We start from the raw sequence: 24787 nt of genomic DNA, 5'->3' as shown, positions 1-24787 counted from the left end.
GCCCGGCAAAACTAACCTTAGGTAAGATTCAAACAACGCAAAACCGTTTGCGTATTGAAAATTTTCTCAGATCAGGACGCAACAGGCTCCTGTTCCGTCTGGGTTTTTCCTTTTCCACCAAACCAGCTTTTGACGGTTTCACGCATGGTCTGCATGTTCACATAAAGAATCGGGATCATGAGAATGCCGATGCAGGTCGCAAACAGCATGCCACCGAACACCGCGAAGCCAATGGCTTTCTGACTGGCCGCACCAGCACTTGATGCCGTCATCAAAGGCACGACCCCCAGCAAGAACGACAAGGCCGTCATCATGACCGCCCTGAACCGAAGATGAGCCGCTTCTACTGCAGCATCCTTGATCGATTTGCCATCGGCCCTTTGCTCCATCGCAAACTCGACGATGAGGATGGCATTCTTGGCGCCCATCCCGACAAGCATGATCATGCCGATCTGCGTGTAGAGGTTGACATCCCCCCCAGTCGCAAAGACAGCAACAAGCGCCCCGAGGATTGCAAACGACACCGACATCAAGATCGCGATCGGCATCGTCCAACTCTCATATTGAGCGACCAGGAAGAGGTATGTGAACAAGATCGACAAAAGCAGGATGAACAGAACGATCTGCCCCGATCCGAGCTGCTGCAGTGCTGTACCGGTCCACTCGAGAGAATACCCGTCCGGAAGGGCTTCAGCCCCTGCGGCATTGACTTCGTTGATGACAACACCTGTTGAGGCTCCTGGTGCCGGATCAGCCATCACGGCGGCGGCACGGAACATGTTGTAGCGGGTCAGAATCTGCGGACCGAGGACATTCTGTGTCGTCAGAATGCTTCGCATGGGCACCATGGTGCCGTCGCTCGACCGCACATACAGTGCACCGATATCCTCCACCCGATCGCGGAACTTGCCTTCCGCCTGGATCATCACCTTGTAGACCCGGCCGAAGATGTTGAAGTCGTTGATATAGTACGAGCCCAGATAGGCCTGCAGTGTCGTGAACACATCCGACACATTGATGCCGAGCGTTTTGGCCTTTTCACGATCAAGATCAATAAAGACCTGAGGCACATTGGCCCGGAAAGTCGAGTAGGCGCGCCCAACCGCGGGACTCTGATTTGCAGAATAAATCAACGACCCAAGTGCCGACGACAAATCCTGCGGCGAACCTCCACCGGTTTGTTGCAGCATCACCTGAACACCGCCGGTCGTGCCAAGGCCCGGAATCGGCGGAGGGTTGAAGGCGATGATATTTGCACCAGGAATAGTCGAGAATTCCGCCCAGAACTTTGCAAGGATCGCGTCAATTCGAAGATCGGGTGCCTGACGGTCTTCCCAGTTCTTCATGGTCGCAATCACCAGCGCCGCATTCGAGGACGTTGCGCCGTTCAGGATGGAGTAGCCGTTGACGATGACGACGTCTTCCACACCTGGCGTTTTGGAGGTCAGGTCAACCACCTGCTTGGTGACGTTCTCTGTCCGTTGCAGCGACGCTCCATCGGGAAGCTGAACGTCGACCATCAGGTAGCCCTGGTCTTCCGAAGGCAGAAAGCCCTGAGGCAGTGTTCCGCCGAGTGTCACGATCAAGGCGACTGCCCCTGCAACAACGGCAAGCCCTATCACGGCGAAACGAACAAGGCGGCGAATAACAGAGGTATATCCGTTGCGTACCGAGGTGATGCCACGGTCAAACAACCCCATGATGCCGCGCGGCGGACCTGAACGAGCTTTCAGGATCAGGCCACAGAGAGCCGGAGACAGCGTCAGGGCGTTGATCGAGGAAATCAGCACAGAGACCGAGATGGTAACTGCGAACTGGGAATAGAGACGGCCGGTAATGCCTGGCATGAAGATTGTCGGAACGAACACCGCCAGCAGCACCAGCGTCGTGGCAATCACCGGACTGGTGATCTGTTCCATCGCCTTCGTCGTGGCTTCTTTCGGCGACAAGCCTTCATCGGCAATGATGCGTTCCACGTTTTCCACGACGACGATGGCATCATCCACAACGATACCGATGGCAAGCACCAGCGCGAACAGCGAAATCGTGTTGAGCGTCATGCCAAGTGCCAGCAGCACGGCAAACGTGCCGATCAGCGACACTGGAATGGCAACAGTCGGAATGATTGTCGCTCGCCAGTTCCCAAGGAAGATGAACACCACCGACACCACCAGAAGGAAGGTCAGGAAAAGTGTGGTGATGACGTCGTTGAGAGAAGCCTGAACGAAATCCGTGGTGTTGAAGGGAACGCCGTACTGCATGTCCGGCGGAAAATTCTTGGCCAGCTCATCGAGGCGAGCCAGCACGTTTTCCGATACCTGAAGCGCGTTCGCGCCTGGGGCCTGATAGATTGCCAGAACCGTAGAAGGCTTGCCGTTGTATTCACCGGAGGCGTTGTAAACCTGCGCACCGAGCTCGACGCGGGCAACATCGCCAATCGTTACGACTGCGCCGTCTGCACCGGTTCGCAGAACGATCTGCTCAAATTCTTCCGGTGAGGCCAGACGGCCCTTTGCCTTGATCGTGTACTGGAACTGCTGTCCGTCCGGAACCGGAGGCGCGCCGATCTGACCGGCAGCCACCTGAATGTTCTGGTCACGTACGGCGGTGATGAAATCCGTCGGTGTCATGCCCAGGCTGGTCAACCTGTCCGGATCAAGCCAGATGCGCATGCCGTAGGAGAAGTCGGTCATGACGTCTGCCAGACCAACCCCAGGCACACGGGCAAGTGCATCCTTCAGATTGATCGAGGCATAGTTTGACAGGAAGACCGGATCGTAACTGCCGTTTGGCGAAAACAGTGTAATGACCAGCAACATGTTCGTGCTGGCTTTCTGCACGGTCACACCATTGTTGGTCACATCGCTTGGCAGCTGGCTGTTGGCCTGACTGACCCGGTTTTGCGTGTTAACCGTGGCAATGTCCGGGTCTGTTCCGACAGCGAAGGTAACGTTGAGCGAATAGTTGCCGCTGTCGTTACTGGTCGACTGCATATAGATCATGTCGTCGACGCCGTTGACCTGCCCTTCGATCGGGGCGGCAACAGTTTCTTCCAGCACTTCGGCATTGGCGCCGGTATAGGTCGCCGTAACGTTTACGACCGGCGGGGTGATATTCGGAAACTGTTCAACCGGAAGCGACAGATACCCGAGCACACCGGCAATAGTGATAACAATGGAAATGACCAGCGCGAATTTCGGCCGGTAGATAAAAAAGCGTGAAAACATTTAGCTTTTCTCCGCCGGCTTGGAAGCAAGTACCGGGTTCACGACAACGCCGGGGCGCACTTTCTGCAACCCTTCGATGATGACCTCGTCACCTTCTTTCAGGCCTTTGGAGACGACGAAATTCGTGCCTTCCTGCTGACCCAGTGTCACGTAGCGCTGTTCCACCTTCTTGTCCGATGTGATTGCCAGCGCAAACGCTCCTTCCTGGTCCCTTTGAATGGCAGCCTGCGGCACAACCAGCGCCGTTTCCGTTTTCGGCGCTTCGAGAACCACCGTCACATAGGTTCCGGAAATAAGGCGGATGTCCTTGTTGTCGAATTGTCCGCGGAAAGAGATGGTGCCTGTCGCCGTATCGACCTGATTGTCGATGAAGACGATTTTGCCCTTTTCATTGTAGTCCTGCCCGTTTGGCAGAACCAGTTTCAGGTCCGGAGACTCATCCGGCTGGATATCGGCTGGGTTTATCCCGTGTGTCTTGACCGCGTTGAGGTACTGCGCCTCGCTGACGGAAAAATTGACGTAGACAGGAGCAAGACTGATCAAGCTGGCCAGTGAATTCGTTGTGGGTCCGACAACCTCGCCAACGCTGTAGGTGGTCTTGCCGAGCTGGCCGTCGAAAGGTGCTGAAATGTCGGTGTAACTGAGATTGAGCTCCGCTTCCTGCAGAGACGATTGCGCAGCTTCCACCGAGGCTTCCGCTTGCTGCTTTTGCGCCAAGGTCGCTTCGTAAGCCGCCTCGGAGAGGTGCCCCTTGTCTCGGAGGTCCCTGTCACGCTTCTCGTCGGCAGCCTTCAGTGCCGCGTCTGCCTTCGCGCTTGCAAGATCAGCCTTGGCCTTCGTCAGCGCAGCTTGATACTGCGCTTTTTCAATCGTGAACAACAGGTCGTCTTTCTTGACGACGGAGCCGTCCGGCACAGCTTTCTCTTCCAGGAAACCTTTGACGCGCGCCATGAGGTCGACCTGGTCGATTGCGGCGACCTGCCCGACAAAACGAGCGCTTTGGCGAATATCCTGGGACGCGATCTTGGCAACGGTCACCGATGGTGGCGGCGCTGCCGGAGCGGCCTTTTGCGAGTCGTCGGAGCACGCGGCCAGGAGAGCCGAGGTTGCAGCAACGAATGCTAGTTTGCGAGGGAAAAAGGCAAAAGGCGAAAAAGTCATTCGGGAACTCCGCAGTCCGACCATCAGGTCAAGGCGCATGATTTGGAGTTCACTATAAAAGGACTGGTTGATTCAACAAGTGAATTGTGCCCAGGCCGTGTGGTCTTGGCGGGAAAAATTCCTTAACGTTTTCAAAGTCACGTATACATTGCCCGGCACGTCAACCACGAAACGCACCCAACGGTTTATGCGCCGGCAAATATCCTGAATGCGATAAAGTGCGGCAAAGCCAGCCGGAGAGCGTGGGTGGTACGTCTACCGGCCAAGCCATCTCACAAAGAATGAACTTCTTCTATGAGACGACTGGCGACAGGATCAGTGTGAGCCCGTTGAGCTGGCCCGCCGGCACGATCTTGCGCTCATCCAATCCTTCGCAGCCGATTTCCAGAGCAACAATCTGCGGCAGGGAACCGGCAATTTGCGCAGCTGCGTCCGCGCCGACCAGTGACGCATACGCAGATGGCGTTAGCACGGAGATTGTCCCGCGAGCAGTCTTGAGCTCCAGACCCAGACTGGTGGCGCGCATTTCGCGCTGGCCAGTGAACCCACCCAGAAACTCGTGATGATCCGAGGGATCGCCGGCAACGAGATAGACCGTCTTTATCGTTGAAGCGCCGTTGGCATGATCCTGAAAGGCTTCTTTCCAGAAATTTTCGGGAAATCGATTCCTGCAGGTGAAATAGCCGATCTCCGGTGCAAGTGCATCACTCACGAATGTCAGGTCGAAGGCAACTTGCACCTTGCCGCCATCCGCCAGATTGGCGGTGCGCTCGAAGGAAAACGGCTCGTAGAGATCAAGTCCTGCCTTGCTGAAATCGTCCCTGTCTTTCGCAGGATCGGAACTGTCCAGCACCAGCATGCTGGCCCCTTCGTGCCGGGACAGGAAATCTCGGTTGAAGGCCCCAAACGAGAAAACCTTTTTAGAAGCCTCGAAAATGAGATCCCGATCGGCAACACTCAACAGCTCGACGAAAAACCCGTCGAGCTGAACCAAACGGTTGGCCGTTCCCCAGGAATGGCGATTTTCGGGGGTAACCGTGAAACCGAGGTCGGCCCACGCCTGGCCCGCGGCCTCCAGATCCCTCACCGCTACAACGACGTGATCGAGCCCGCGCACCATTATCTTGTCCCCTTCCCGCCTTGGCCGATCAGACCAGACGGCCCTGATGGATCGCTGCGCTTATGAAGGATGCAAACAGCGGATGCGGATCGAAAGGACGGGACTTCAGTTCCGGATGGTACTGAACACCGACGAACCAGGGATGATCGGCGATTTCGACCGTTTCCGGCAAAACACCGTCTGGCGATGTCCCGGCGAAAATCAGTCCGCATTTCTCGAGTTCATCACGGTAGCCGATGTTGACTTCATACCGGTGGCGATGACGCTCCGAAATGCTGGTCGTTCCATAGATTTCAGCAATCTTGGAACCGGCCTTGAGCGCAGCAGGATAGGCACCAAGGCGCATCGTACCGCCCAGATCGCCTTCGGCGTCGCGCACTTCCTTGCGGTTGCCTTTCGTCCATTCGGTCATCAGGCCGACAACAGGTTCCTTCGCCGGGCCAAACTCGGTGGAATTGGCTTCGGCAATCCCGGCGAGATTGCGCGCCGCTTCCAGAACCGCCATCTGCATGCCGAAACAAATTCCGAAATACGGGATCTTGCGGGTTCGGGCGAAGTGTGCCGCAGCAATCTTGCCCTCGGCGCCCCGCTCCCCAAAACCACCGGGAACCAGAATTCCGTGAACACCTTCCAGATAAGGGCTCGGGTCTTCCTTCTCGAAGGTCTCCGATTCGATCCATTCAAGGTTCACCTTGACCCGGTTGGCGATACCGCCATGGACCAATGCTTCGATCAGCGACTTGTAGGCATCCTTCAGAACGGTGTACTTGCCGACAATCGCGATCTTGACCTCGCCTTCCGGATTGGCAACCGCCTCGGAAATGCCGTTCCAGCGATCGAGCACCGGTGCAGGCGCCCCCTTGATGCCGAAAGCAGCCAGAACTTCGTCGTCCAATCCTTCCTTGTGGTAGGCGACCGGCACGTCGTAGATCGACTTGACATCATAGGCCGGAATGACCGCGCTCTCGCGCACGTTACAGAATAGCGACAGCTTCCGTTTTTCCGTTTCCGGGATCGGGCGATCACAACGGATCATCAGGATATCCGGCTGGATACCGATGGATCGCAGTTCCTTCACAGAGTGCTGCGTCGGTTTGGTCTTCATTTCACCGGCGCTCGGAATGTAGGGCATCAGGGTCAGATGCACATAGACGACGTCGCCACGTGGAAGATCGTTGCCAAGCTGGCGGATCGCCTCGAAGAACGGCAGGCCTTCAATATCGCCCACAGTTCCGCCGATCTCGACGAGAACAAAATCGTAGTCCTCGTTGCCGGTCAGAACGAAGTTCTTGATCGCATCAGTCACGTGCGGAATGACCTGGACGGTTCCGCCCAGATAATCGCCGCGCCGTTCCTTGGCGATGATGTCCTGATAGATCCGCCCGGTGGTGATGTTGTCCTGCTGGTTCGCAGGACGACCGGTGAACCGTTCGTAGTGACCGAGATCGAGGTCTGTTTCCGCACCATCGTCGGTCACAAAGCATTCGCCATGCTGATACGGGCTCATGGTGCCCGGATCGACGTTCAGGTAGGGATCGAGTTTGCGGAGACGGACCTTGTAACCGCGAGCCTGGAGCAATGCGCCCAGAGCTGCAGAAGCAAGACCTTTTCCAAGCGAGGAGACCACGCCGCCAGTGATGAAAATATATCGCGCCATGGACCAATACCATATCCTTGCCGAGGGCGCCTTGGCCACTCGGGAGTTGCGTTCTCAACACATAAAAATGCCCTGCGAGTTAAGCCGCAGGGCATATGTCGGGTGAATGGGCCAAAAGACCCGTTCGGCCGCCTTACTGGGCGGCCGGGACCTGAGGTCCGGAAGGTTGCTGTTGGTTCAGCTGTTTCAACGAATCGAGAACACCGCCTGAACCGCCTTCGGTCGTGCCGTCCGTCGTGGCAGGCACTTCCTGGGTTGCCGTCGGAACAGCATCAAGAATCGAACCGGGCCGGTCCTGATTCTTTGCAATGAGGCTGAGCGTCAGCGATGTAGCGAAGAAAGCGACCGCCAGAACGGCAGTTGCACGCGTCAGGATATTCGCAGTCCCACGACTGGACATCAGACCACCGCCTCCGCCGCCAATGCCAAGCGCGCCGCCTTCGGAACGCTGAAGGAGGACAACAAGCACCAGGGCCAGGACGACCATCAAGTGGATTACGATGACTACGGTTTCCATCGAACGCCATTCTTCATTGAATTCAAGATTTGCGGCCTTCTACACCAGACGCCGCCAGCTTTCCACCCTTCAATTGCGCCTTCGACACAGAAGCTTCAAGGCCAGGCACAATATATTCGGTGTCTTCAGGAATAAGCAGCAAGTATGCCGAGGAAATCTTCAGCCTTGAGACTGGCGCCGCCAACAAGCGCGCCGTCGACATTGGCAACAGACATCAGCTCACGCGCATTGCCAGGTTTCACAGACCCGCCGTAAAGAAGGCGCATGGAAGCTCCTTCCCCGCCGAACCTTGCCGAAAGATTGTCCCGCATTGCCTTGTGGATTTCCTCAACATCACCTGCGGTGGGTGTCAGACCTGTACCGATCGCCCAGACAGGCTCGTAGGCAATCACGCAGTTTTCGGCAGTCGCCCCATCCGGAACCGATCCGTTCAATTGGCGGTCGACAATAGCAAGTGCCTGGCCTGCCTTGCGCTCGGCTTCTGTCTCGCCGACACATACAATCGCCACAAGGCCGGCTCTCCAGGCTGCCCGAGCCTTTTCATTGACATCAACATCGCTTTCAGCGTGATCCGTCCGGCGTTCGGAATGACCGACGATGACGGCCTTTGCGCCGGCATCTGCAAGCATCTCAGCAGAAATATCACCGGTGTGAGCACCAGAAACAGCGGTATGGCAATCCTGACCACCTACAGACAGGGCACCGCTGCCCGCCTTTTCCGCAATTGCTGCGATCAGCGTTGCAGGCGCACAAATCATCGCATCGACCGAATCCGCCAGATCGTCACTGATGCCGGCGATCATCTTGTAGACTTCAGCCTGGCTTGCCTTCAGACCGTTCATTTTCCAGTTACCGGCAACCAACGGCTTGATCGCTGCGCTCATGTTCAGTTTCTCCCGCGGCATGATCCTTGATTTGCCGCCTATAGAGCAGAAGCGCACACGCGTTGCAATCACCCTGAGGACGGGAAAACCCAAATCGCTTCCGAAGTTTGTAAAAGGCCGCCTTGCGGCGGCGGCGCGGCGTCTTTATGATCCGCCCGCTCCGGCCAAGGCCGGTCCTGAATTCAGCCGGTCACGCCGGCTGCCGGAACGAAGAAGAATACGGGAGTCGTCATGCTTGACGCGCTGCGCAAGGGCGCTGGCACCTGGGTTGCCAAACTGTTTATTGCTCTGTTGATCTTTAGCTTCGCCGTTTGGGGCATCAGCGGTTTCTTGACCGGTGTCGGCCAGAACACCGCCGCCAAGGTCGGTGACACGGAAGTCTCCCTGTTCGATTTTGACCGGGCCTACAGGCAGGACCTCGGACGGCTGGCTCAACAGTTCGGCCGGCCGCTGACGCCGGCAGAAGGTGCGACCCTCGGTGTTCCGCAGCAAACCCTGGGCAACCTTGTGGCCGAAGCGGCCATGAACAACACCGCTCAAAACATGAAACTCGGTGTTTCGGACGAACGCCTGGCGACCATTATCCAGAGCGACCCTGCCTTTCAGGGACTGGGCGGCAGGTATGACAAGAACCGGCTGCAGCAGGTTCTGCAGGCAAACGGATACCGGGAAGACGAATATGTCGTCGAACGCCGCAAGGTTGCAGAGCGTGCACAGCTTGCAGAAGGCCTCGCCGGCAGCATGAAGGCGCCGATTGCCTATCTGGAAGTTCTTGACGCCTATCAGGGAGAAACGCGAAGCGTTGATTACCTGGTCGTCACACCGGAATTCATCGGAGACATCGAGGATCCGGCCGAAGGTGTCCTGACAACATACTTCGAAGAGAACAAGGACAATTTCCGGGCACCCGAGTTCCGTGAAATCAAATACGTCTCACTTACGCCGACGTCTCTCTCTCGTCCGGATGACATTTCCGACGAAGACGCCCGCGCTGAATTTGAGCGCCGGTCGGAAGATTTCTTCCAGCCCGAACGCCGCAAGATCCGCCAGATGTCCTTCCCGTCACAACAGGCTGCGGAAGAAGCTGCCGAAGAAATTGCGAAAGGCAAGACCTTTGATGAACTCATGAGTGACCGCAACCTTGCCAACAACGACGTTGCCCTTGGCGTCATGGCAAAGGCCGACTTTCTCGATGAAGCTATCGGCGATGCCGCTTTCAGCCTGGAAGAAGGCGCCACCAGCGGTACGGTGGAAGGCAGGTTCTCGACTGTCATTCTGAATGTCGAGGAAATCCTTCCTGAAAGTACCAAACCCTTCGAAGACGTGAAGGACGAGATCGTCCAGAGCCTCGCCAAGGAACAAGCGGAACGGGAAATTCTGGATCTGCTTGACGAAGTCGAGGATGCCCGGGCCGGCGGCGCTCTGCTGGATGAAGTCGGCGAGCGTTTCTCCCTGACTGTAGAAACTCCGTCAGCTTTTGATGCATCCGGAAACGGCGAAGACGGCAAACCCGTAACCTTGCCTGATGCGGAGGGACTTGTAGCAGGTACGTTCGACAGCGACATCGGCATCGAAAACGACGTCCTTCAGCTCGGTGAGCAAGGGTTCCTCTGGTATGACGTCGCAAAGGTCATCCCGTCGCGCGAACGCACCCTCGACGAAGTTCGCGATGACGTCATTGCCGCCTGGAAGCAGGATGAACTCGGCAAACGCTTGAGCGACACTGCGGCAGACCTATTGGCCAAGGTAGAAGGCGGCACGCCGTTTATCGCCCTTTCCGCAGAAACCGGGCTGGAAGTGAAGTCCGCGACTGACCTGAAGCGCAACACGCCGTCCGGGGATTTCGGCCGCGAAGCTGTTTCGGCTGTATTCAACGGCCCCGTTGGAACAAGCGCGGTCACCGAAACCAACGACGGCAACGGTCGGATCGTGCTTAAGGTGAGCGGTTCCAACGTACCGGACTTCCAGAGCGACGCACCGCAAGTAGCGGCTCTGGGTCAGCAGCTTTCCCAGCAGATTCAGGACACGTTGCTCGGCCAGTTCATCTCCGACCGGGAAACCAAGGCAGGGGTCGAGATAAACAATGCCGGTATCGCCCAGATGATCGGGCTGGACCGGAATTGATCCGTTTGAAAGTGGAATGACGACATGAGCACATTCAAGGACTTCATCGCCAAGGTGTCAGACGGTCACGCCTTGAGCCCTGAAGAAGCCCGCGAAGCCTTTGAGGTGATCCTGTCGGGCTCTGCAACACCATCGCAGCTTGGCGGCTTTCTGATGGCCTTGCGTGTACGCGGCGAAAGCATTGCCGAAGTCACGGGTGCGGTCGCGACCATGCGGTCCAAGATGATCCCGGTGAAGGCCCCGGCCAACGCGATGGATATCGTGGGAACAGGTGGCGACAATTCCGGCAGCTACAACATTTCCACGTGCACGGCCCTGGTCGTCGCCGGCAGCGGTGTACCGGTCGCCAAACACGGCAACCGGTCATTGTCTTCCAAGTCGGGCGCTGCAGAAGCGCTCGCCGAACTTGGCGTCAACATCGATATCGATGCCAGGAAGATATCCGATTGCATCAACAGGGCGGGTATCGGTTTCATGTTCGCCCCGCTGCACCATGCAGCCATGAAACACGTGGGTCCAACCCGCATGGAACTCGGCACGCGAACAATCTTCAATCTGCTTGGCCCATTGACCAATCCCGCAGGCGTGAAGCGCCAGATGGTTGGTGTGTTTGCCCGTAAATGGGTCGAGCCGCTTGCGGAAGCTCTTCGCGAACTAGGGTCCGAAAAGGCCTGGGTCGTCCACGGGTCCGACGGAATGGACGAAATTACCACAACCGGTCCAACCGCTATTGCCGAACTCAAGAACGGGACAATCCGTTCATTTGAAATTTCACCCGAAGATGTCGGCCTTGCCGTTTCCGATCCGAAAGATCTCAAGGGCGGACTTCCCTCGGAAAACGCGAAAGCCCTGCGCGACGTCCTCGCCGGAGCAAAGAACGCCTATCGCGATGTGGTGCTGTTCAATGCAGCGGCCTCCCTGCTGGTAGCAGACAAGGTGGAAACCTTGAAGGATGGTGTCGAGATGGCGGCGCAATCCATTGACAGCGGATCCGCAGCCGACACTTTGGAAAAGCTTGTCGCAGCATCGAACGGGTAAGACATGGCAGACATTCTTCAAAAGATCGAAGCCTACAAGCGCGAGGAAATCGTCGCTGCAAAGGCATCCGTTTCGATCGACGAACTCAAGGCACGCATCAAAGACGCGAGTGCTCCACGCGGGTTTCTCAAGGCGATCGAAGCCAAACACGATAACGGTGAGTACGCACTCATTGCGGAAATCAAGAAGGCCAGCCCTTCGAAAGGGCTCATTCGGGAAGATTTCAATCCACCTCTTCTGGCAAAGGCTTACGAAGAAGGTGGCGCAGCCTGTCTTTCGGTCCTGACCGATACGCCCTCCTTCCAGGGAAAGCCTGAATTTCTGGCTGCTGCACGTGACGCTGTTTCCCTTCCAGCGCTACGCAAGGATTTCCTCTACGATCCCTACCAGGTATACGAAGCCAGAGCCTGGGGTGGCGATTGCATCCTGATCATTCTGGCGGCTGTTGATGACGACACCGCCAAAGCACTGGAAGACACCGCATTCGAACTCGGAATGGATGTCTTGCTCGAGGTACATGACGCCGATGAACTGGAGCGTGCGCTCAAGCTGTCGTCTCGTCTGCTCGGTATCAACAACCGCAATCTCAAGACATTCGAGACCAGGCTGGAAACAAGCGAAGAGCTTGCACCGCGCATTCCGGACGACAGAATCATCGTCGGTGAAAGCGGCCTGTTCACCCCAGCCGACCTTTCCCGAATGAACAAGGTGGGAATTTCAACGTTCCTGATCGGTGAAAGCCTGATGCGTCAGGAAGACGTTGCCTCGGCTACCAGAACGCTCCTGGCCCGTCCGGCCCTCTCCGAAGCGGTTTAGGCGGACATGGCCAACAAGGACGCCAAACTGACCCATCTGGATGCGGCAGGGGCCGCCAACATGGTGGACGTATCCGAGAAGTCCGTAACGCATCGGATTGCCGTCGCGCGCGGAACCGTCACCATGCGGACTGAAACCCTGGATCTCATTCGGTCAGGTAACGCCAAGAAAGGCGACGTTATCGGCACGGCACGCATAGCCGGCATCCTGGCGGCCAAGAAAACCCACGAACTGATACCGCTCTGCCATCCACTGATGTTGTCCAAGGTGACCATCGACATCGATACCGATGATGATCTTCCCGGCCTCATCGTGACAGCGACAACCAAGGTCAGCGGCCAGACAGGTGTCGAGATGGAAGCCTTGACCGCATGCTCGCTGGCCTGCCTGACGATCTACGACATGGCGAAGGCTGTAGACCGGGGCATGGTCATCGGAGATATCCGTCTGGTCGAAAAATCCGGTGGCAAATCCGGCCATTGGACACTCGACAAGGACGGCAGCCTGGGTGGCACCTGATGAGCCTGATGCCTGTCGACGAAGCGCTGACGAAGCTCCTTTCCGGCGTAAAACCTCTTGAAACGGAATATGTTCCGCTCGAGGGCGCCAACGGCAGATATCTGTCCGCCCCCCTTGTTTCCACCCGAACCCAACCGCCTTTCGCAGCGTCTGCGATGGACGGCTACGCCATTCGTCATGAAGATCTTTCCGCTTCCCGAACATCCTTGACCGTTGTCGGCGAAGCACCGGCCGGCCATGGTTTTGCCGGAACGGTGGGCACCGGTGAAACGGTGAGGATCTTTACCGGTGCTCCTGTGCCGGCCGGTACGGACACGATCCTGATCCAGGAAAACGCAGAGCGTGAAGGCGAGCGCATAACCGTTCTTGAGAAACCGGCCAAGGGCGCATTCGTCCGGCCGGCCGGCCTGGACTTCTGCGAAGGTGATGTGCTTCTGCAACCGCCGCTCAAACTTGCCTACCGGCATCTCGCCCTTGCCGCTGCGATGAACCACGCGGTCCTGCCGGTGCACCGCAGACCGACGGTTGCGATCCTCGCAACCGGGGATGAACTCGTTCGCCCGGGAACGGAACCGGGACCGGATCAGATAATCGCCTCGAACCACGCAGGTATCGCCGCACTCGTGGAAGATTGTGGCGGTCAGCCTCTCGACCTTGGAATATCACCCGACGAACCGGTGGCACTTGCGAACCACGTTAGGCGTGCGATCACCGAGAAGGCGGACATTCTGGTCACGCTTGGGGGCGCCTCGGTCGGCGACCACGATCTGGTTCAAAGTGTCCTTGGTCAGGAAGGCATGGACCTGGCGTTCTGGCGAATTGCAATGCGTCCGGGCAAGCCATTGATGGCGGGCCGTCTTGGCGGCACCAAGGTACTTGGTCTGCCTGGAAACCCCGTCTCGAGCCTTATATGCGGCTTGCTGTTTCTGAAGCCACTCATGCAGGCAATGCTCGGTCAGACGCCGGAACAGTCCGGACCTCAACGAGCCATACTCGCCTCTCCTTTGCCCGAGAACGATCGCAGGCAGGACTACGTCAGGGCAACGCTTTCCAAATCGGAAAACGGTGATCCGGTCGTCACGCCGTTTTCCCGGCAAGACAGTTCCATGTTGAACCTGCTCGCCAAATCCGGCGCACTTGTGGTCCGTCCACCTTATGCACCTGCGCTGGAAGCCGGAGCCGAAGTGCCCATACTGGTACTCTGACAAAACCTGGCAGCAAGCAGTGCGACTGTCTGCGCTCGTGTCCCAATCGAGAAGCTGACCACTCCCCACTCAGGAAAATAAAAACCCGGCCGCGTGTCGGCCGGGTTTCCATTCTCATATCAGTACGAGGTCAGTTACGCCTTCTGGACGGCACGCTTTGCCATAACGGTAACCAGGTTCGCACGATAAGCAGCAGACCCGTGAATGTCTGACAGAAGATCGTCTGCGTCGGGCGCTATGCCGGCGACGGCATCGGCTGAGAAATTGCTTGCAAGCGCCGTTTCCATGGCGGACATGCGGAAGACACCGCCCTGCCCTGCTCCGGTTACCGCAACCTTGACGGAGCCATCGTTGCCTTTGGCAACGAAGACACCGGCCATGGCGTAACGCGATGCCGGGTTCGGGTATTTGGCATAGGCACTGGTGGCGGCCCCCGGAAACTTGACGGCGACGACGATTTCATCTTCATCAAGCGCGGTTTCAAACATGCCGGTGAAGAACTCTTCCGCTGCCAGTTCCCGCTTGCTGGTGACAACGGTTGCACCGAGCGCAACCAGGGCAGCAGGATAGTCGGCCGCCGGGTCATTGTTGGCAATCGAGCCGCCAATGGTGCCCATATGACGAACCGCCGGGTCACCAATGCCACCGGCGAGTGACGCCAGTCCAGGAAGCTTCTGCTTCACCAGATCGGAAGTCGAGACTTCGAAATGGCTCGTTGCTGCGCCGATGGTCACACCATCGCCGTTTGCGCTGATCCCCTTCATGTCCGCAATCTTGGTGACATCCACCAGATCGCTGGGGGCGGCAAGCCGCTGTTTCATGGTTGGCAGCAAGGTCTGGCCACCGCCAAGGAATTTGCCGTCATCGGCATTGGCCATCAGAGAAGCAGCTTCCGCTACCGATCCGGCCTTGTGATACGTCGTTTCATACATGCTGGGTCTCCCCGGATTTCGAACTGTGCAATGGCGGGCGGGTTGCCCCGCCCGAAAATCCCGTTGTGGCGTTATTCGGCCGCCTGCTTCACACCTGCATGGTAAAGCGCCCAGACCTTTTCAGGAGAGGCCGGCATCGACAGGCTGTTGTCCCCGATCGCATCCGTGATCGCGTTGATAACTGCCGGCGGAGATCCGATAGCCCCGGCCTCGCCGCAACCTTTCATGCCAAGCGGGTTGCCCGGGCAGGCCGTGACATGCGTCGACAAATTGTAGGACGGCACATCATCGGCACGCGGCATGCAGTAATCCATGTAGGACGCCGTCAGCAGCTGGCCGTTTTCGTCGTAGGACGCATTTTCCAGAAGTGCCTGGCCAATGCCCTGCGTAATACCGCCATGCACCTGACCTTCCACGATCATCGGGTTGATGATGTTGCCGAAGTCGTCAGCCGCGACGAAGTTGACCACTTCCGTCTTGCCCGTATCCGGATCAACTTCGACTTCGCAGACATAGGTACCTGCCGGGAAGGTGAAGTTGGTCGGATCGTAGAAGGCTCCCTCCTTCAGGCCCGGCTCCATGCCCTCAGGCAGGTTGTGCGCCGTGTAGGCAGCGAGAGCCACCTCGGTGAAGGTCAGCTTCTTGTCGGTACCGGCAACTTTCAATTCGCCACCTTCGATCTGGATGTCTCCTTCGGAGGCTTCCATCAGGTGAGCTGCAATCTTCTTCGCCTTGGCTTCGACCTTGTCGAGCGCCTTGACGATTGCCGACATGCCGACCGCACCGGAGCGCGAGCCGTAGGTTCCCATACCGAACTGAACCTTGTCGGTATCGCCATGAACAATGGACACCGCATTGGTATCCAGGCCAAAACGTTCGCTGATCAGCTGGGCAAAGGTTGTCTCGTGTCCCTGACCATGGCTGTGCGACCCCGTCAGAACCTCGATCGATCCGACAGGGTTTACGCGCACTTCGGCAGATTCCCAAAGACCGACACCGGCACCAAGTGAACCGACCGCGGCGGACGGTGCAATACCGCACGCCTCGATGTAGCAGGACAGACCAATACCGCGCAGCTTGCCGCGGGAAGCTGCTTCCGCCTTGCGGGCGGCAAAGCCGTCGTAGTCCGCGGCCTTCAGGGCTGCATCCAGCGTCGCATCATAATCACCTGCGTCGTAGCACATGATCACCGGTGTCTGATGCGGGAACGTGCGGATGAAGTTCTTGCGACGGAACTCTGCCGGCGACAAGCCCACTTCACGGGCTGCCGTTTCCATAATCCGCTCCAGAAGATAGGTCGCCTCCGGCCGGCCTGCGCCCCGATAGGCGTCCACCGGTGTGGTGTTGGTGTAGACCGTCTTCACGTTGGCGTGGATAGCCGGAATGTCGTACTGGCCCGAAAGAAGCGTAGCGTAGAGATACGTCGGCACGGAAGACGAGAACAACGACATGTAAGCGCCGAGATTGGCAATCGTCTTGACCCTGAGGCCCAGGATCTTGTTGTCCGCGTCAAGCGCGAGTTCCGCTTCAGAGCGATGGTCGCGGCCATGTGCATCCGTCAGGAAGGCTTCGGTCCGGTCAGACACCCACTTGACCGGACGACCGACACGTTTGGACGCCCACAGGCAGACCATTTCTTCCGGGTAGATGTAGATCTTGGAACCAAAGCCGCCGCCGACATCAGGCGCAATCACACGCAGCTTGTTTTCAGGAGCAACGTTGTAGAAGGCCGACAACACCAGGCGAGCCACATGTGGATTCTGCGAAGTGGTGTAAAGCGTATAGTGCTCCTCGGCCGCATCGTAACCTGCGAGAGCTGCGCGCGGCTCCATCGCGTTCGGAACGAGGCGGTTGTTGTGGATCTCCATGCGCGTGACATGAGCAGCCTTTTCGAAGGCCGCGTTTGTGGCACCTTCGTCGCCAATTTCCCAATCGTAGATCAGGTTGCCTTCGGCTTCCGGGTGTATCTGTGGGGCACCTGCTTCGAGTGCCGCCAGCGGATCGATAACGGCTGGCAATTCCTCATAATCAACCACAACCGCGTCAGCGGCATCACGTGCCTGAGCCTGCGTATCGGCCACAACCACGGCAACGGCCTGCCCGACATGGCGGACAATTTCCGGTTCCAGAGCGCGCCAGCCGCCCATCTTCATCGGCGAGCCATCCTTGGAATGGATCATCCACCCACAGATCAGGTTGCCGATACCATCACCCACCAATTGGTCGCCGGTCAGAACCGCATCCACACCCGGCATTGCCAGAGCAGCACTTGCATCGATCCCCTTGACCTTTGCATGCGCGTGCGGCGAGCGAACGAAAGCAGCATACCCCATGCCCGGCATGGTCATATCGTCGGTGTATTTGCCCTTGCCGGTAATGAAGCGCTTGTCTTCCTTGCGCAAGGCACGGGCGCCAATCCCTTCAACTGCCATTTTTTCTCTCCCGAATATCTGCCGGCTCCGCCAGTACCGGACATCCTCCACTCGCCGGACAATCCGGCTGCTGCCTTCAAGGCAACTGTCTCTCAAGACCTGGCGGTCAATGCGAAGATGCCTGTTCCTCCCGGCACCTCATTCGATTGATCGGTCTTGCTGTCCTGCTGCGCGAACGTGTTCGCGCATCAATTTTGGGAGTTCAGGCCAACGCCGTTATTCGGCGGCCTGAGCCATACCGGCCATTTGATCGGAGGCGGCTTTGATCGCCTTGACGATATTGTGGTAGCCGGTGCAGCGGCAGATATTGCCTTCCAGCTCGTGGCGAATGGTTGCCTCGTCGAGATTTCCGGCGCCATGACGCTTGATCATGTCCACGGCGGTCATGATCATGCCGGGGGTACAAAAGCCGCACTGAAGCCCATGATGTTCACGGAAAGCTGCCTGTACAGGATGCAGGCTGTCGGCTGTGCCGATCCCCTCAAGTGTTACTACTTCTGCGCCATCGGCCTGGGCTGCAAGCATGGTGCAGGACTTTACGGCCTTGCCGTCGACATGCACAACGCAGGCACCGCATTGCGAGGTGTCGCAGCCAACGTGCGTACCGGTTAGTCCGCGCACGTCCCGGATAAACGATACGAGCAGCGTCCGGTCTTCGACATCAGCCGAAACCGTCTTGCCGTTCAATACCATCGATACTTTCGACATGAATTCCTCTCCCTCATGAAATTCCCTGAACCGGAGCGTTCAAACCGGCCCACCTGCATGAAATGACAGGCAAGACCTCTGATGTCCGATCCAGACCAGCGTACGAAAAAACAATCGAATTCGATTGTATGTCACTGACCCAATTTCCCGGCTTGTCACCGTGTTTTGTGCTGGGGCCCTGGCGCGTCCTAAATTGTCAGAGCCCGATCATTTCAAGATTTGTCCTACCCGGTCAACTTGCAAGTGCAAGCACGACAATCACCGCAGCGAGCAACACTAGCCCCCAGACCATGGGGCCGCCGAATACGTTGCGTCCCGCGGCGGCTTCAATATTTTGTTCCGCCTGATGGATCTTTTCCTCGACTGCATGCTCCGCATCCTCAATTGCGTGCATGACTTCGCCAGGGCTATCTTCGATCGCGATCCGCTTGGCTTCCTCGGCCACTCCAGGATCCAGATCGTCATCGGTACCAGCTGCGACAGCAGTTTCGTCCTGTCCTGCCGGTGAGCCGACCATCTCGGAGAACTTCGTGAAAAAGTCTTCCGCCATTTTCTTGGCGGTAGAATCGATCAGCCGGCTGCCGAGCTGAGCAAGTTTGCCCCCGACCTGCGCCTTGGCTTCGTAGGAAAGTATGGTTTCGTCACCTTCCTCCGTAAGCTTCACATCCGCAGACCCCTTGGCAAACCCGGCAACGCCGCCCTTGCCTTCTCCCGAGATCGTGTAGCTTTCCGGAGGATTGATGTTCTCAAGGGTCACTTCCCCTTTGAACTTGGCTTTGACAGGCCCGATTTTCGATGTGACCGCGGCGGTCATTTCGGTGTCCGAGGTCTTTTCGAGGCTTTCGCAGCCCGGGATGCAGGCCCGCAAGACATCCGGATCGTTCAAGGCTTGCCATACGGTTTCCCGTTTGGCCGGAATCCGGTGGGAGCCGCTCATGTCCATATGTTTTCTCCCCAAGTTGCGCTTTAGCGCATATTTACAAAGGTCCAGTCGACATTCAACGCGATTGACGCGTCCGCCGCAAACACGTTTTCCCGCATGAGAGCGTGTTTCGTACAAATTTTCAATCGCTTATGTGAACAGAATTGCAGAACGCAATCCTTGACAGGCTATCCGGTGTCTTCAATTCAACGTATGACCTAGCTGACGCTAGTATGGGCCAAAAAGGCACTTCTGTCCTGACAGTTCCGGCCAGAATTTGATAAACAGACGGATAAACTGTTTTATCCGAAGGCAACGCCTGGTTCGACAGCCTTCTGGATGAAACCGGACAGTTCATTGGTCGCCAGAGGCTTGGCGTAGAAATATCCTTGCAGGTAGTCGCAATGCAGCTCCTGCATGATGTTTCTCTGGGCAACAGTCTCGACACCTTCTGCTGTAACGTTCAGATCCAGCGCCTGCGCAACGGCGATGATGGATTTCACGACAGCAAGCGCATCCGCATCCTGATCCATGTTCATGATAAAGCTTCGGTCGATCTTGATACCGTCAACCGGTAGCTTGCGCAGATAACTGAACGAGGAATACCCGGTGCCGAAATCGTCAATAACGACGCGCGCGCCCTTGTCACGCAGCCACGTCAGGAAGGCCAGGGTCACCTGATCGTTGCTGAGGAACAGCCCTTCGGTCACCTCGAAAACCAGGCGATCCAGCGGCAATTCGGCGGCTGTCACAGCATCTTCGATGTCCTTGTAGATCCGGTTTGCCTGAACCTGCCGGGGAGACAGGTTCACATTCAACCGAACGTCATCGGAAATCCCGGTCAAGCTGCTGAATTCGGTGAAGGACGTCTTGAACATCCATGCGCCAATTTCGGTTATAAGACCACTGGCTTCGGCGGCTTCGATCATCCGAGCGGTATTCAGGAACGTTCCGCTCGGGGTACGGAACCGCATCAGGGCCTCGAAGGACGCAAGGCTCTCGTCCCGGGCGTGCATGATCGGCTGATAATTCAGCGAAAACTTCGTCTGGTTGGAACTACCGGTAAGCAGTGAAGCAAGCCGCAAGCGCTCAAACGCTGCCTCCTGCATCAGCGGATGAAAAACCGCGTGGTTGGTCACCCCTTTCTGACGCACATCGTTAAGGGCGATGGAGGCAAAACGCACGAGTTCTTCCGCGCCCTGCGTCTCGGTGCCGGTGGACGCAAACCCCAGCCGCAATCGAAGGGTGATCTGGTTGTCTTCGAGCGTTATCGGTTGCTGGAAGGCATCTTCGATCCGCGCAACAACGTCCTGAATGGTATTCTCCTCACCGCCCTTCAGAAGGATGAGAAATTCGTCCTTTTCCTTCCTGGCAATGGTTAGCGCATCGGGGAAGGTCTGCGACAGGCGGTGGCCGGTCCGTTTCAAGACCGCGCCGGCCTTTTCGTCGCCGATCCCGTCGACAATGACACGGAATCTCTGGATGTCGGAATGAACGACCAGCAACTTGGCGCCGTTGGCGGCGTGACGCTGAAAGGTTTCGATGAAACCGGAGAACGTCGAAAGTCCAGTGACGCGATCGACATAGGCAAGGTTGCGAATATGCTCCAACAGGCCGGTCTTCTCGTAGCCAAGCGCGACGTTGGAAACAAACAACTGCACGACTTCCGACCCGACGAGCTCCTCCAGCAACTCCTCTGAAATGCCGAGATAAAGCGCACCCGTCATGCCGTTACGGGTGACAAGCGGAAGAGCAAGCCCTTTGGGCGACGCGCATGTTGCCTGTGTCTCGACACATCTTGCCACGGCATTGCGGATCGCATCGTCACTGATGACGTCCACCGGCAGGTCAATCTTGTCCTCGAAGTTTCCCGTTGCCGCGAGCACACGGACGTTGGACTTGTCGAAGGATCCGTAGTCGGGAAGCGTCTCAAGACCGCACAACAGGCTGTCGACAGGTTGCCCGACAAGAACGGTGAAATGCTTCAGGACTGCCGCAGCAAATTCACTCAGGGCGTTCTTTTCGACAATCGCTGCAAAATGCTCGTTTAACTGCTTGAGCTTCTTTCGATTGGTCTCAAGCGACATGACAAGCTTGTAACCGCGCAGACCTGTAACGATGGCTGTAATAAGCTTGGTCCGCGACAATTCGGCTTTTTCGGTATAGCCGTCGATGTCGAATTTCATGATCACGTCGGTCTGCGGTGCATACCCGGGTTGACCTGTGCGCAGGATCAACCTCGTGAAATGATTGCCGAGTTCGGAACGGATCCAGCTCACAAGCCCGAGACCTGCCGTATCGCTTTCCATGACGACATCGACAAGCGCCACCGCGATATCGGGGTGTTTCAACAGGATCTGCCGGGCTTCCTGAGCCGAGAGAGCATGCAAGAGTTCAAACGGACGATTTTCGAAGATGCATCCACCAACCGCGATCTTGGTGACTTCATGCACGTCCGGATCGTCATCGACAATCAGGATTTTCCAGGGCGCCTTTGTGATCTTCTTCACTTCCGGCTCTGAGGGGGCAAGAAAGTCCATCACCATCTCAATGCACCTTCTGTCCGAGAGGCTTCCTGGTATCCTGAGCGGCCAAGGCGGGGAATTCGATAATGAATTCCGTTCCCGACCCGACGCTGGAAGACACCGAGATGGTTCCGTTCAGGGCTTCGGTGACCAGCTGGTAACAAATCGCCATCCCTAAACCGGATCCTCCTTTGCCGAACTTCGTCGTGAAGAAAGGCTCGAATACTTTTTTCAGATTCTTCTCCGGAATGCCTACACCGAAATCCTGACATTTGAAGATAATCTTGCGTTCGTTCGAATTGTTTCGGTTCTTGTCTTTCGGGTGAACCACCTGGGAAGAAAGCTTGATCAGACCTTCGCTTCGCCCTTCGTATCCGTGCTTGATGGCGTTTTCGACAAAATTCGAGACGAGCTGACTGACTGCACCAGGATAGCTGTCGATGATTTCGTCCGCATGGAGATCAAGCTCGACCTTGAAAGGTGTTTTCTTGAGCGTCGGCTGCAGTGTTGCAAGGGTTTCACGAATGATGTGGTCAAAATTGAAGGACCGCTTCTTCTCGCTCTGCCTGTCGACAGCCACCTGACGAAAGTTTCCGACAAGTTCACGGGCCCGGCCGAGTGTCTTCTCGATGATATGTGCGGTATCGGAAATACGTTCGACTTCGTTTTCCAGAGCTTCCTTGCTCAGCTTCTGCTCTTCAAGTTCGGTGCGCAAGTAACCGGTTGAATCCTTGATGGTCGTGGCCGCCATCAACGCGTTTCCAAGAGGCGTGTTCAGTTCGTGCGAGACCCCGGCGACCAGCGCACCAAGCGCGGCTAGATTATCTGCCTGGATAAGCTCTTCCTGCACCAACTTAAGCTGCTCCGTCCGGTGTGCGACCAAGTCCTCGAGATTAGTCTGGTATTCTTGAATTTTCTGCAAATCCAGATGCCGGCGCTGAACCATGGACTGGAGACTGGCGGCGAGAATGCCGATTTCGTCCGCACGGCCAGGCATCAGTTCGGCCTTTGGCGGATCTTCGATCAGGCGCGGCGTCGAAAGGTAGTCCACGATTGCCGAAAGCGGTTGACCGATCAGACGGCGAAAGACCGTTCTGATGACGATGGCGAGCAACAGCAGATAGACGATGATCGCGGTGACGATGAACCCGACAGTCGACACGATTTCATAGGAAATCGTGTTGCGGTCGATGAGAATGAACACCTGCCCGATTGCATCCTTGTGCAGGATGGTGCTGGGCGAATTGAGTGTATAACTAAGAGCTTCGGCTGCGCGTGGTCCGGTAACAGGTTCACCGAAATTGCCTGTGTCCGGTGTTTCAACCCAGACTTTCTCGACAACCTCGAGACTTTCCAACCCACGGATGAGCTGCAGGGTCGCGTCCGCATTGACTGTCCAGATGGCGCGTTCAAACGGGCGTTTGGTTGCCTGAAAGAAAGCCTCGGTGACACGAATGGCGCGTGCGTGAGAGGCGTCCCACGTGATCTTCGTAAGAATGCCGATGAATATGATGCCAAGAACAGCGAAAAGACCGAGCGTATAGAGAATGAACGTCCGGGACAGGCTGGAACGGCCCATCTCCTTGGGAGTATATGGCAACGACGTACTGCCGTTCAGTGTCAAGACGCCCACCTCAATTCACGGTGTCCGTTCCAGCTCATAAAACTCCGGCAGAACGCCGATTTAAATGGCTTCCGGTCAAGGACGAAAACCGAACCGCCTTTGCGGACCGTCTCTTCAATACTTGATTCACAGACACATCTACATTGCCCCTCGCCCCATCAATGCGCCGCGCAGCGGAGATCATGTGATTAGAGCGTCAGTGTGTCGTATATTCTGGGTAGGTTTTCTAAATTTTCCATAAAAATCAATTGTAAATTGAAAGAGCCTTCTTTCCACAGCAAAACAGATAGTCTTGCATCTACAAAAAACCTGAATTCGACGAATTAGAGCGGCATCGCATCATGCAATTGTCTCCGGCAAAACTTTCATACCAGTCCGCTCGATCGTTGCCATTGCAAATTATTGTTCCTTGCAAGGTCTTCATATTCAGAGCTTATTCCGATCAGGCATTGACCACTGACAAAAACGGCTTGTTGGTGGTGCGGGTGTCAACCGGAACCTCTACAGCGTGTGCGGTTGCTGGCGAGGCCTGAACCTGCCGACGGGTATCTGCAACCTTCTGCTTGGTGGCCGTGGCGTCCTTCAGCATGTAGCCGATGTAACGCGTCGACTCGATTGCATCGTAGCCAAGCTTTTTCCGCAATTTCTTGCGCAGCTTGGAAATGTGGCTTTCCACGACACATTCATCCACGCCGTCGTTCATGACGCCGTAAACAGCATTGAAGATCTGTGTCTTGGTGACACGCCGCCCCTTGTTCTTGACGAGATATTCAAGAATGCGGCGTTCCCGGCGCGGCAGTTCCATGACGTCCCCACCGACGACTGGATCGCGACCGTCGAAGAAGACTTCAATGGCACCGGTGCCTGCTGAATTGTTCCGGGAAGTGATCCGGCGGCGGAAAGCTCCGACGCGGGCAATGATTTCCCGAACGTGAACCGGCTTCTTCAGAACATCGTCCATACCTGCGGAAAACAGGTCGAGCGTGCTCTCAAGGTTGGCGGTATCTTCCAGAGCCACGATCTGAGCTTCCGGACACCGGCTGCGGATCGATGCAACGTAGCCGCATCTTTCTTCACACTCTCCCAGAAGGATGGCGTCAACCGAGCCCAGATCCTGGGCACAGGTGATTTCCAGCCAGTCAAGAAGTTCCGATGGATGAAGTTCCAGGGAGGCATAGCCTTCCCGGTCGAATGCCGAGGCATAGCCTGCGGTCACTATCTCTCTTGAGTCTACGATTATGAACATATCAGCCCCTTGGATTTTACCAATGTAGAATCCGTAATTTTGGAGCTTCACAAGGTCAACGTTTCTTCCCTAACTCGACAACTATTTCAGAATTTATAGTGGGGGAAGTTCTTATATCCACATAGAAAAC

Annotated in this window: 18 protein-coding genes; 5 read left to right on the top strand and 13 right to left on the bottom strand. The window is 56.7% G+C overall.

Translation table 11 applies throughout. The features are described from left to right. Nucleotides 1-71 precede the first annotated feature (71 nt). From FIV05_RS19960 to tpiA, 6 genes are all read right to left on the bottom strand, one after another. Nucleotides 72-3227, bottom strand: a complete 3156-nt coding sequence (locus FIV05_RS19960) for a multidrug efflux RND transporter permease subunit (RefSeq protein WP_152510721.1) — start codon at nucleotides 3225-3227, stop codon at nucleotides 72-74. Further along, a complete protein-coding gene (locus FIV05_RS19955; RefSeq protein ID WP_209009721.1) occupies nucleotides 3228-4388 on the bottom strand; it encodes an efflux RND transporter periplasmic adaptor subunit in 1161 nt (386 codons plus the stop codon). 292 nt (nucleotides 4389-4680) lie between these two features. After that, a complete protein-coding gene (locus FIV05_RS19950) occupies nucleotides 4681-5508 on the bottom strand; it encodes a VOC family protein (RefSeq protein WP_152510719.1) in 828 nt (275 codons plus the stop codon). 28 nt (nucleotides 5509-5536) lie between these two features. Further along, the gene (locus FIV05_RS19945) at nucleotides 5537-7165 is read right to left on the bottom strand and encodes a CTP synthase (RefSeq protein ID WP_152510718.1); all 1629 of its coding nucleotides are present in this window, start codon (nucleotides 7163-7165) and stop codon (nucleotides 5537-5539) included. A 133-nt stretch (nucleotides 7166-7298) separates the two neighbouring features. Further along, on the bottom strand, nucleotides 7299-7682 hold the full coding sequence (gene secG / locus FIV05_RS19940; RefSeq protein ID WP_006934575.1) for a preprotein translocase subunit SecG: 384 nt from the start codon (nucleotides 7680-7682) through the stop codon (nucleotides 7299-7301). A 125-nt stretch (nucleotides 7683-7807) separates the two neighbouring features. After that, on the bottom strand, nucleotides 7808-8566 hold the full coding sequence (gene tpiA, locus FIV05_RS19935; protein ID WP_152510717.1) for a triose-phosphate isomerase: 759 nt from the start codon (nucleotides 8564-8566) through the stop codon (nucleotides 7808-7810). Nucleotides 8567-8797: 231 nt separating this feature from the next. Between tpiA and FIV05_RS19930 the strand changes: the two genes are divergently transcribed. From FIV05_RS19930 to glp, 5 genes are read left to right on the top strand one after another with little or no spacing between them, the layout of a single operon-like run. Beyond that, complete coding sequence (locus FIV05_RS19930; RefSeq protein WP_152510716.1) at nucleotides 8798-10690, top strand: peptidylprolyl isomerase; 1893 nt, start codon at nucleotides 8798-8800, stop codon at nucleotides 10688-10690. A 24-nt stretch (nucleotides 10691-10714) separates the two neighbouring features. Then, nucleotides 10715-11728 carry an anthranilate phosphoribosyltransferase gene (gene trpD, locus FIV05_RS19925; RefSeq protein ID WP_152510715.1) on the top strand — a complete coding sequence of 338 codons (1014 nt, stop codon included), beginning with the start codon at nucleotides 10715-10717 and terminating at the stop codon, nucleotides 11726-11728. A gap of 3 nt (nucleotides 11729-11731) precedes the next feature. Beyond that, nucleotides 11732-12544, top strand: a complete 813-nt coding sequence (gene trpC / locus FIV05_RS19920; protein ID WP_152510714.1) for an indole-3-glycerol phosphate synthase TrpC — start codon at nucleotides 11732-11734, stop codon at nucleotides 12542-12544. A gap of 6 nt (nucleotides 12545-12550) precedes the next feature. Next, entirely contained in the window at nucleotides 12551-13063 is a 513-nt protein-coding gene (moaC, locus tag FIV05_RS19915) for a cyclic pyranopterin monophosphate synthase MoaC (RefSeq protein ID WP_152510713.1), read from the top strand. After that, a complete protein-coding gene (gene glp / locus FIV05_RS19910; RefSeq protein ID WP_152510712.1) occupies nucleotides 13063-14268 on the top strand; it encodes a gephyrin-like molybdotransferase Glp in 1206 nt (401 codons plus the stop codon). Before moaC ends, glp begins: the two co-directional genes overlap by 1 nt. Before the next feature lie 134 nt (nucleotides 14269-14402). Here glp and FIV05_RS19905 read toward each other — a convergent pair whose 3' ends face one another. The 7 genes from FIV05_RS19905 to FIV05_RS19875 all read right to left on the bottom strand — a co-directional run bounded on the left by FIV05_RS19905 (nucleotide 14403) and on the right by FIV05_RS19875 (nucleotide 24627). Continuing rightward, a complete protein-coding gene (locus FIV05_RS19905) occupies nucleotides 14403-15200 on the bottom strand; it encodes a xanthine dehydrogenase family protein subunit M (RefSeq protein WP_152510711.1) in 798 nt (265 codons plus the stop codon). Between the two features lie 71 nt (nucleotides 15201-15271). Further along, a complete protein-coding gene (locus FIV05_RS19900; protein WP_022998541.1) occupies nucleotides 15272-17632 on the bottom strand; it encodes a xanthine dehydrogenase family protein molybdopterin-binding subunit in 2361 nt (786 codons plus the stop codon). A 216-nt stretch (nucleotides 17633-17848) separates the two neighbouring features. Then, complete coding sequence (locus FIV05_RS19895) at nucleotides 17849-18340, bottom strand: (2Fe-2S)-binding protein (protein WP_031268448.1); 492 nt, start codon at nucleotides 18338-18340, stop codon at nucleotides 17849-17851. 232 nt (nucleotides 18341-18572) lie between these two features. Continuing rightward, on the bottom strand, nucleotides 18573-19283 hold the full coding sequence (locus FIV05_RS19890) for a carbon monoxide dehydrogenase subunit G (protein WP_152510710.1): 711 nt from the start codon (nucleotides 19281-19283) through the stop codon (nucleotides 18573-18575). 281 nt (nucleotides 19284-19564) lie between these two features. After that, nucleotides 19565-21802: an EAL domain-containing protein gene (locus FIV05_RS19885; protein WP_209009720.1), complete on the bottom strand. Its 2238-nt coding sequence runs from the start codon at nucleotides 21800-21802 to the stop codon at nucleotides 19565-19567. A 7-nt stretch (nucleotides 21803-21809) separates the two neighbouring features. Beyond that, entirely contained in the window at nucleotides 21810-23411 is a 1602-nt protein-coding gene (locus tag FIV05_RS19880) for a HAMP domain-containing sensor histidine kinase (RefSeq protein WP_209009719.1), read from the bottom strand. A 442-nt stretch (nucleotides 23412-23853) separates the two neighbouring features. Next, nucleotides 23854-24627, bottom strand: coding sequence for a winged helix-turn-helix domain-containing protein (locus FIV05_RS19875; RefSeq protein WP_324251974.1), 774 nt, complete (start codon nucleotides 24625-24627; stop codon nucleotides 23854-23856). Nucleotides 24628-24787 lie beyond the last annotated feature (160 nt).

The organism is Labrenzia sp. THAF191a (assembly GCF_009363335.1).
Lineage (GTDB): Bacteria > Pseudomonadota > Alphaproteobacteria > Rhizobiales > Stappiaceae > Roseibium > Roseibium algicola.
Note: the sequence above shows the minus strand (reverse complement) of the source record. Positions and strands in the feature narration are given on the sequence as shown.

Excerpts from the sequence above, each read along its gene's own strand:
- FIV05_RS19905 (WP_152510711.1), bottom strand. The coding sequence starts at position 15,200 with ATGTATGAAACGACGTATCACAAGGCCGGATCGGTAGCGGAAGCTGCT.
- tpiA (WP_152510717.1), bottom strand. The coding sequence starts at position 8,566 with ATGAGCGCAGCGATCAAGCCGTTGGTTGCCGGTAACTGGAAAATGAAC.
- FIV05_RS19900 (WP_022998541.1), bottom strand. The coding sequence starts at position 17,632 with ATGGCAGTTGAAGGGATTGGCGCCCGTGCCTTGCGCAAGGAAGACAAG.
- secG (WP_006934575.1), bottom strand. The coding sequence starts at position 7,682 with ATGGAAACCGTAGTCATCGTAATCCACTTGATGGTCGTCCTGGCCCTG.
- glp (WP_152510712.1), top strand. The coding sequence starts at position 13,063 with ATGAGCCTGATGCCTGTCGACGAAGCGCTGACGAAGCTCCTTTCCGGC.
- FIV05_RS19885 (WP_209009720.1), bottom strand. The coding sequence starts at position 21,802 with ATGGACTTTCTTGCCCCCTCAGAGCCGGAAGTGAAGAAGATCACAAAG.
- trpD (WP_152510715.1), top strand. The coding sequence starts at position 10,715 with ATGAGCACATTCAAGGACTTCATCGCCAAGGTGTCAGACGGTCACGCC.
- FIV05_RS19945 (WP_152510718.1), bottom strand. The coding sequence starts at position 7,165 with ATGGCGCGATATATTTTCATCACTGGCGGCGTGGTCTCCTCGCTTGGA.
- FIV05_RS19955 (WP_209009721.1), bottom strand. The coding sequence starts at position 4,388 with ATGACTTTTTCGCCTTTTGCCTTTTTCCCTCGCAAACTAGCATTCGTT.
- FIV05_RS19960 (WP_152510721.1), bottom strand. The coding sequence starts at position 3,227 with ATGTTTTCACGCTTTTTTATCTACCGGCCGAAATTCGCGCTGGTCATT.
- FIV05_RS19890 (WP_152510710.1), bottom strand. The coding sequence starts at position 19,283 with ATGGACATGAGCGGCTCCCACCGGATTCCGGCCAAACGGGAAACCGTA.
- FIV05_RS19950 (WP_152510719.1), bottom strand. The coding sequence starts at position 5,508 with ATGGTGCGCGGGCTCGATCACGTCGTTGTAGCGGTGAGGGATCTGGAG.
- FIV05_RS19930 (WP_152510716.1), top strand. The coding sequence starts at position 8,798 with ATGCTTGACGCGCTGCGCAAGGGCGCTGGCACCTGGGTTGCCAAACTG.
- moaC (WP_152510713.1), top strand. The coding sequence starts at position 12,551 with ATGGCCAACAAGGACGCCAAACTGACCCATCTGGATGCGGCAGGGGCC.
- FIV05_RS19895 (WP_031268448.1), bottom strand. The coding sequence starts at position 18,340 with ATGTCGAAAGTATCGATGGTATTGAACGGCAAGACGGTTTCGGCTGAT.
- trpC (WP_152510714.1), top strand. The coding sequence starts at position 11,732 with ATGGCAGACATTCTTCAAAAGATCGAAGCCTACAAGCGCGAGGAAATC.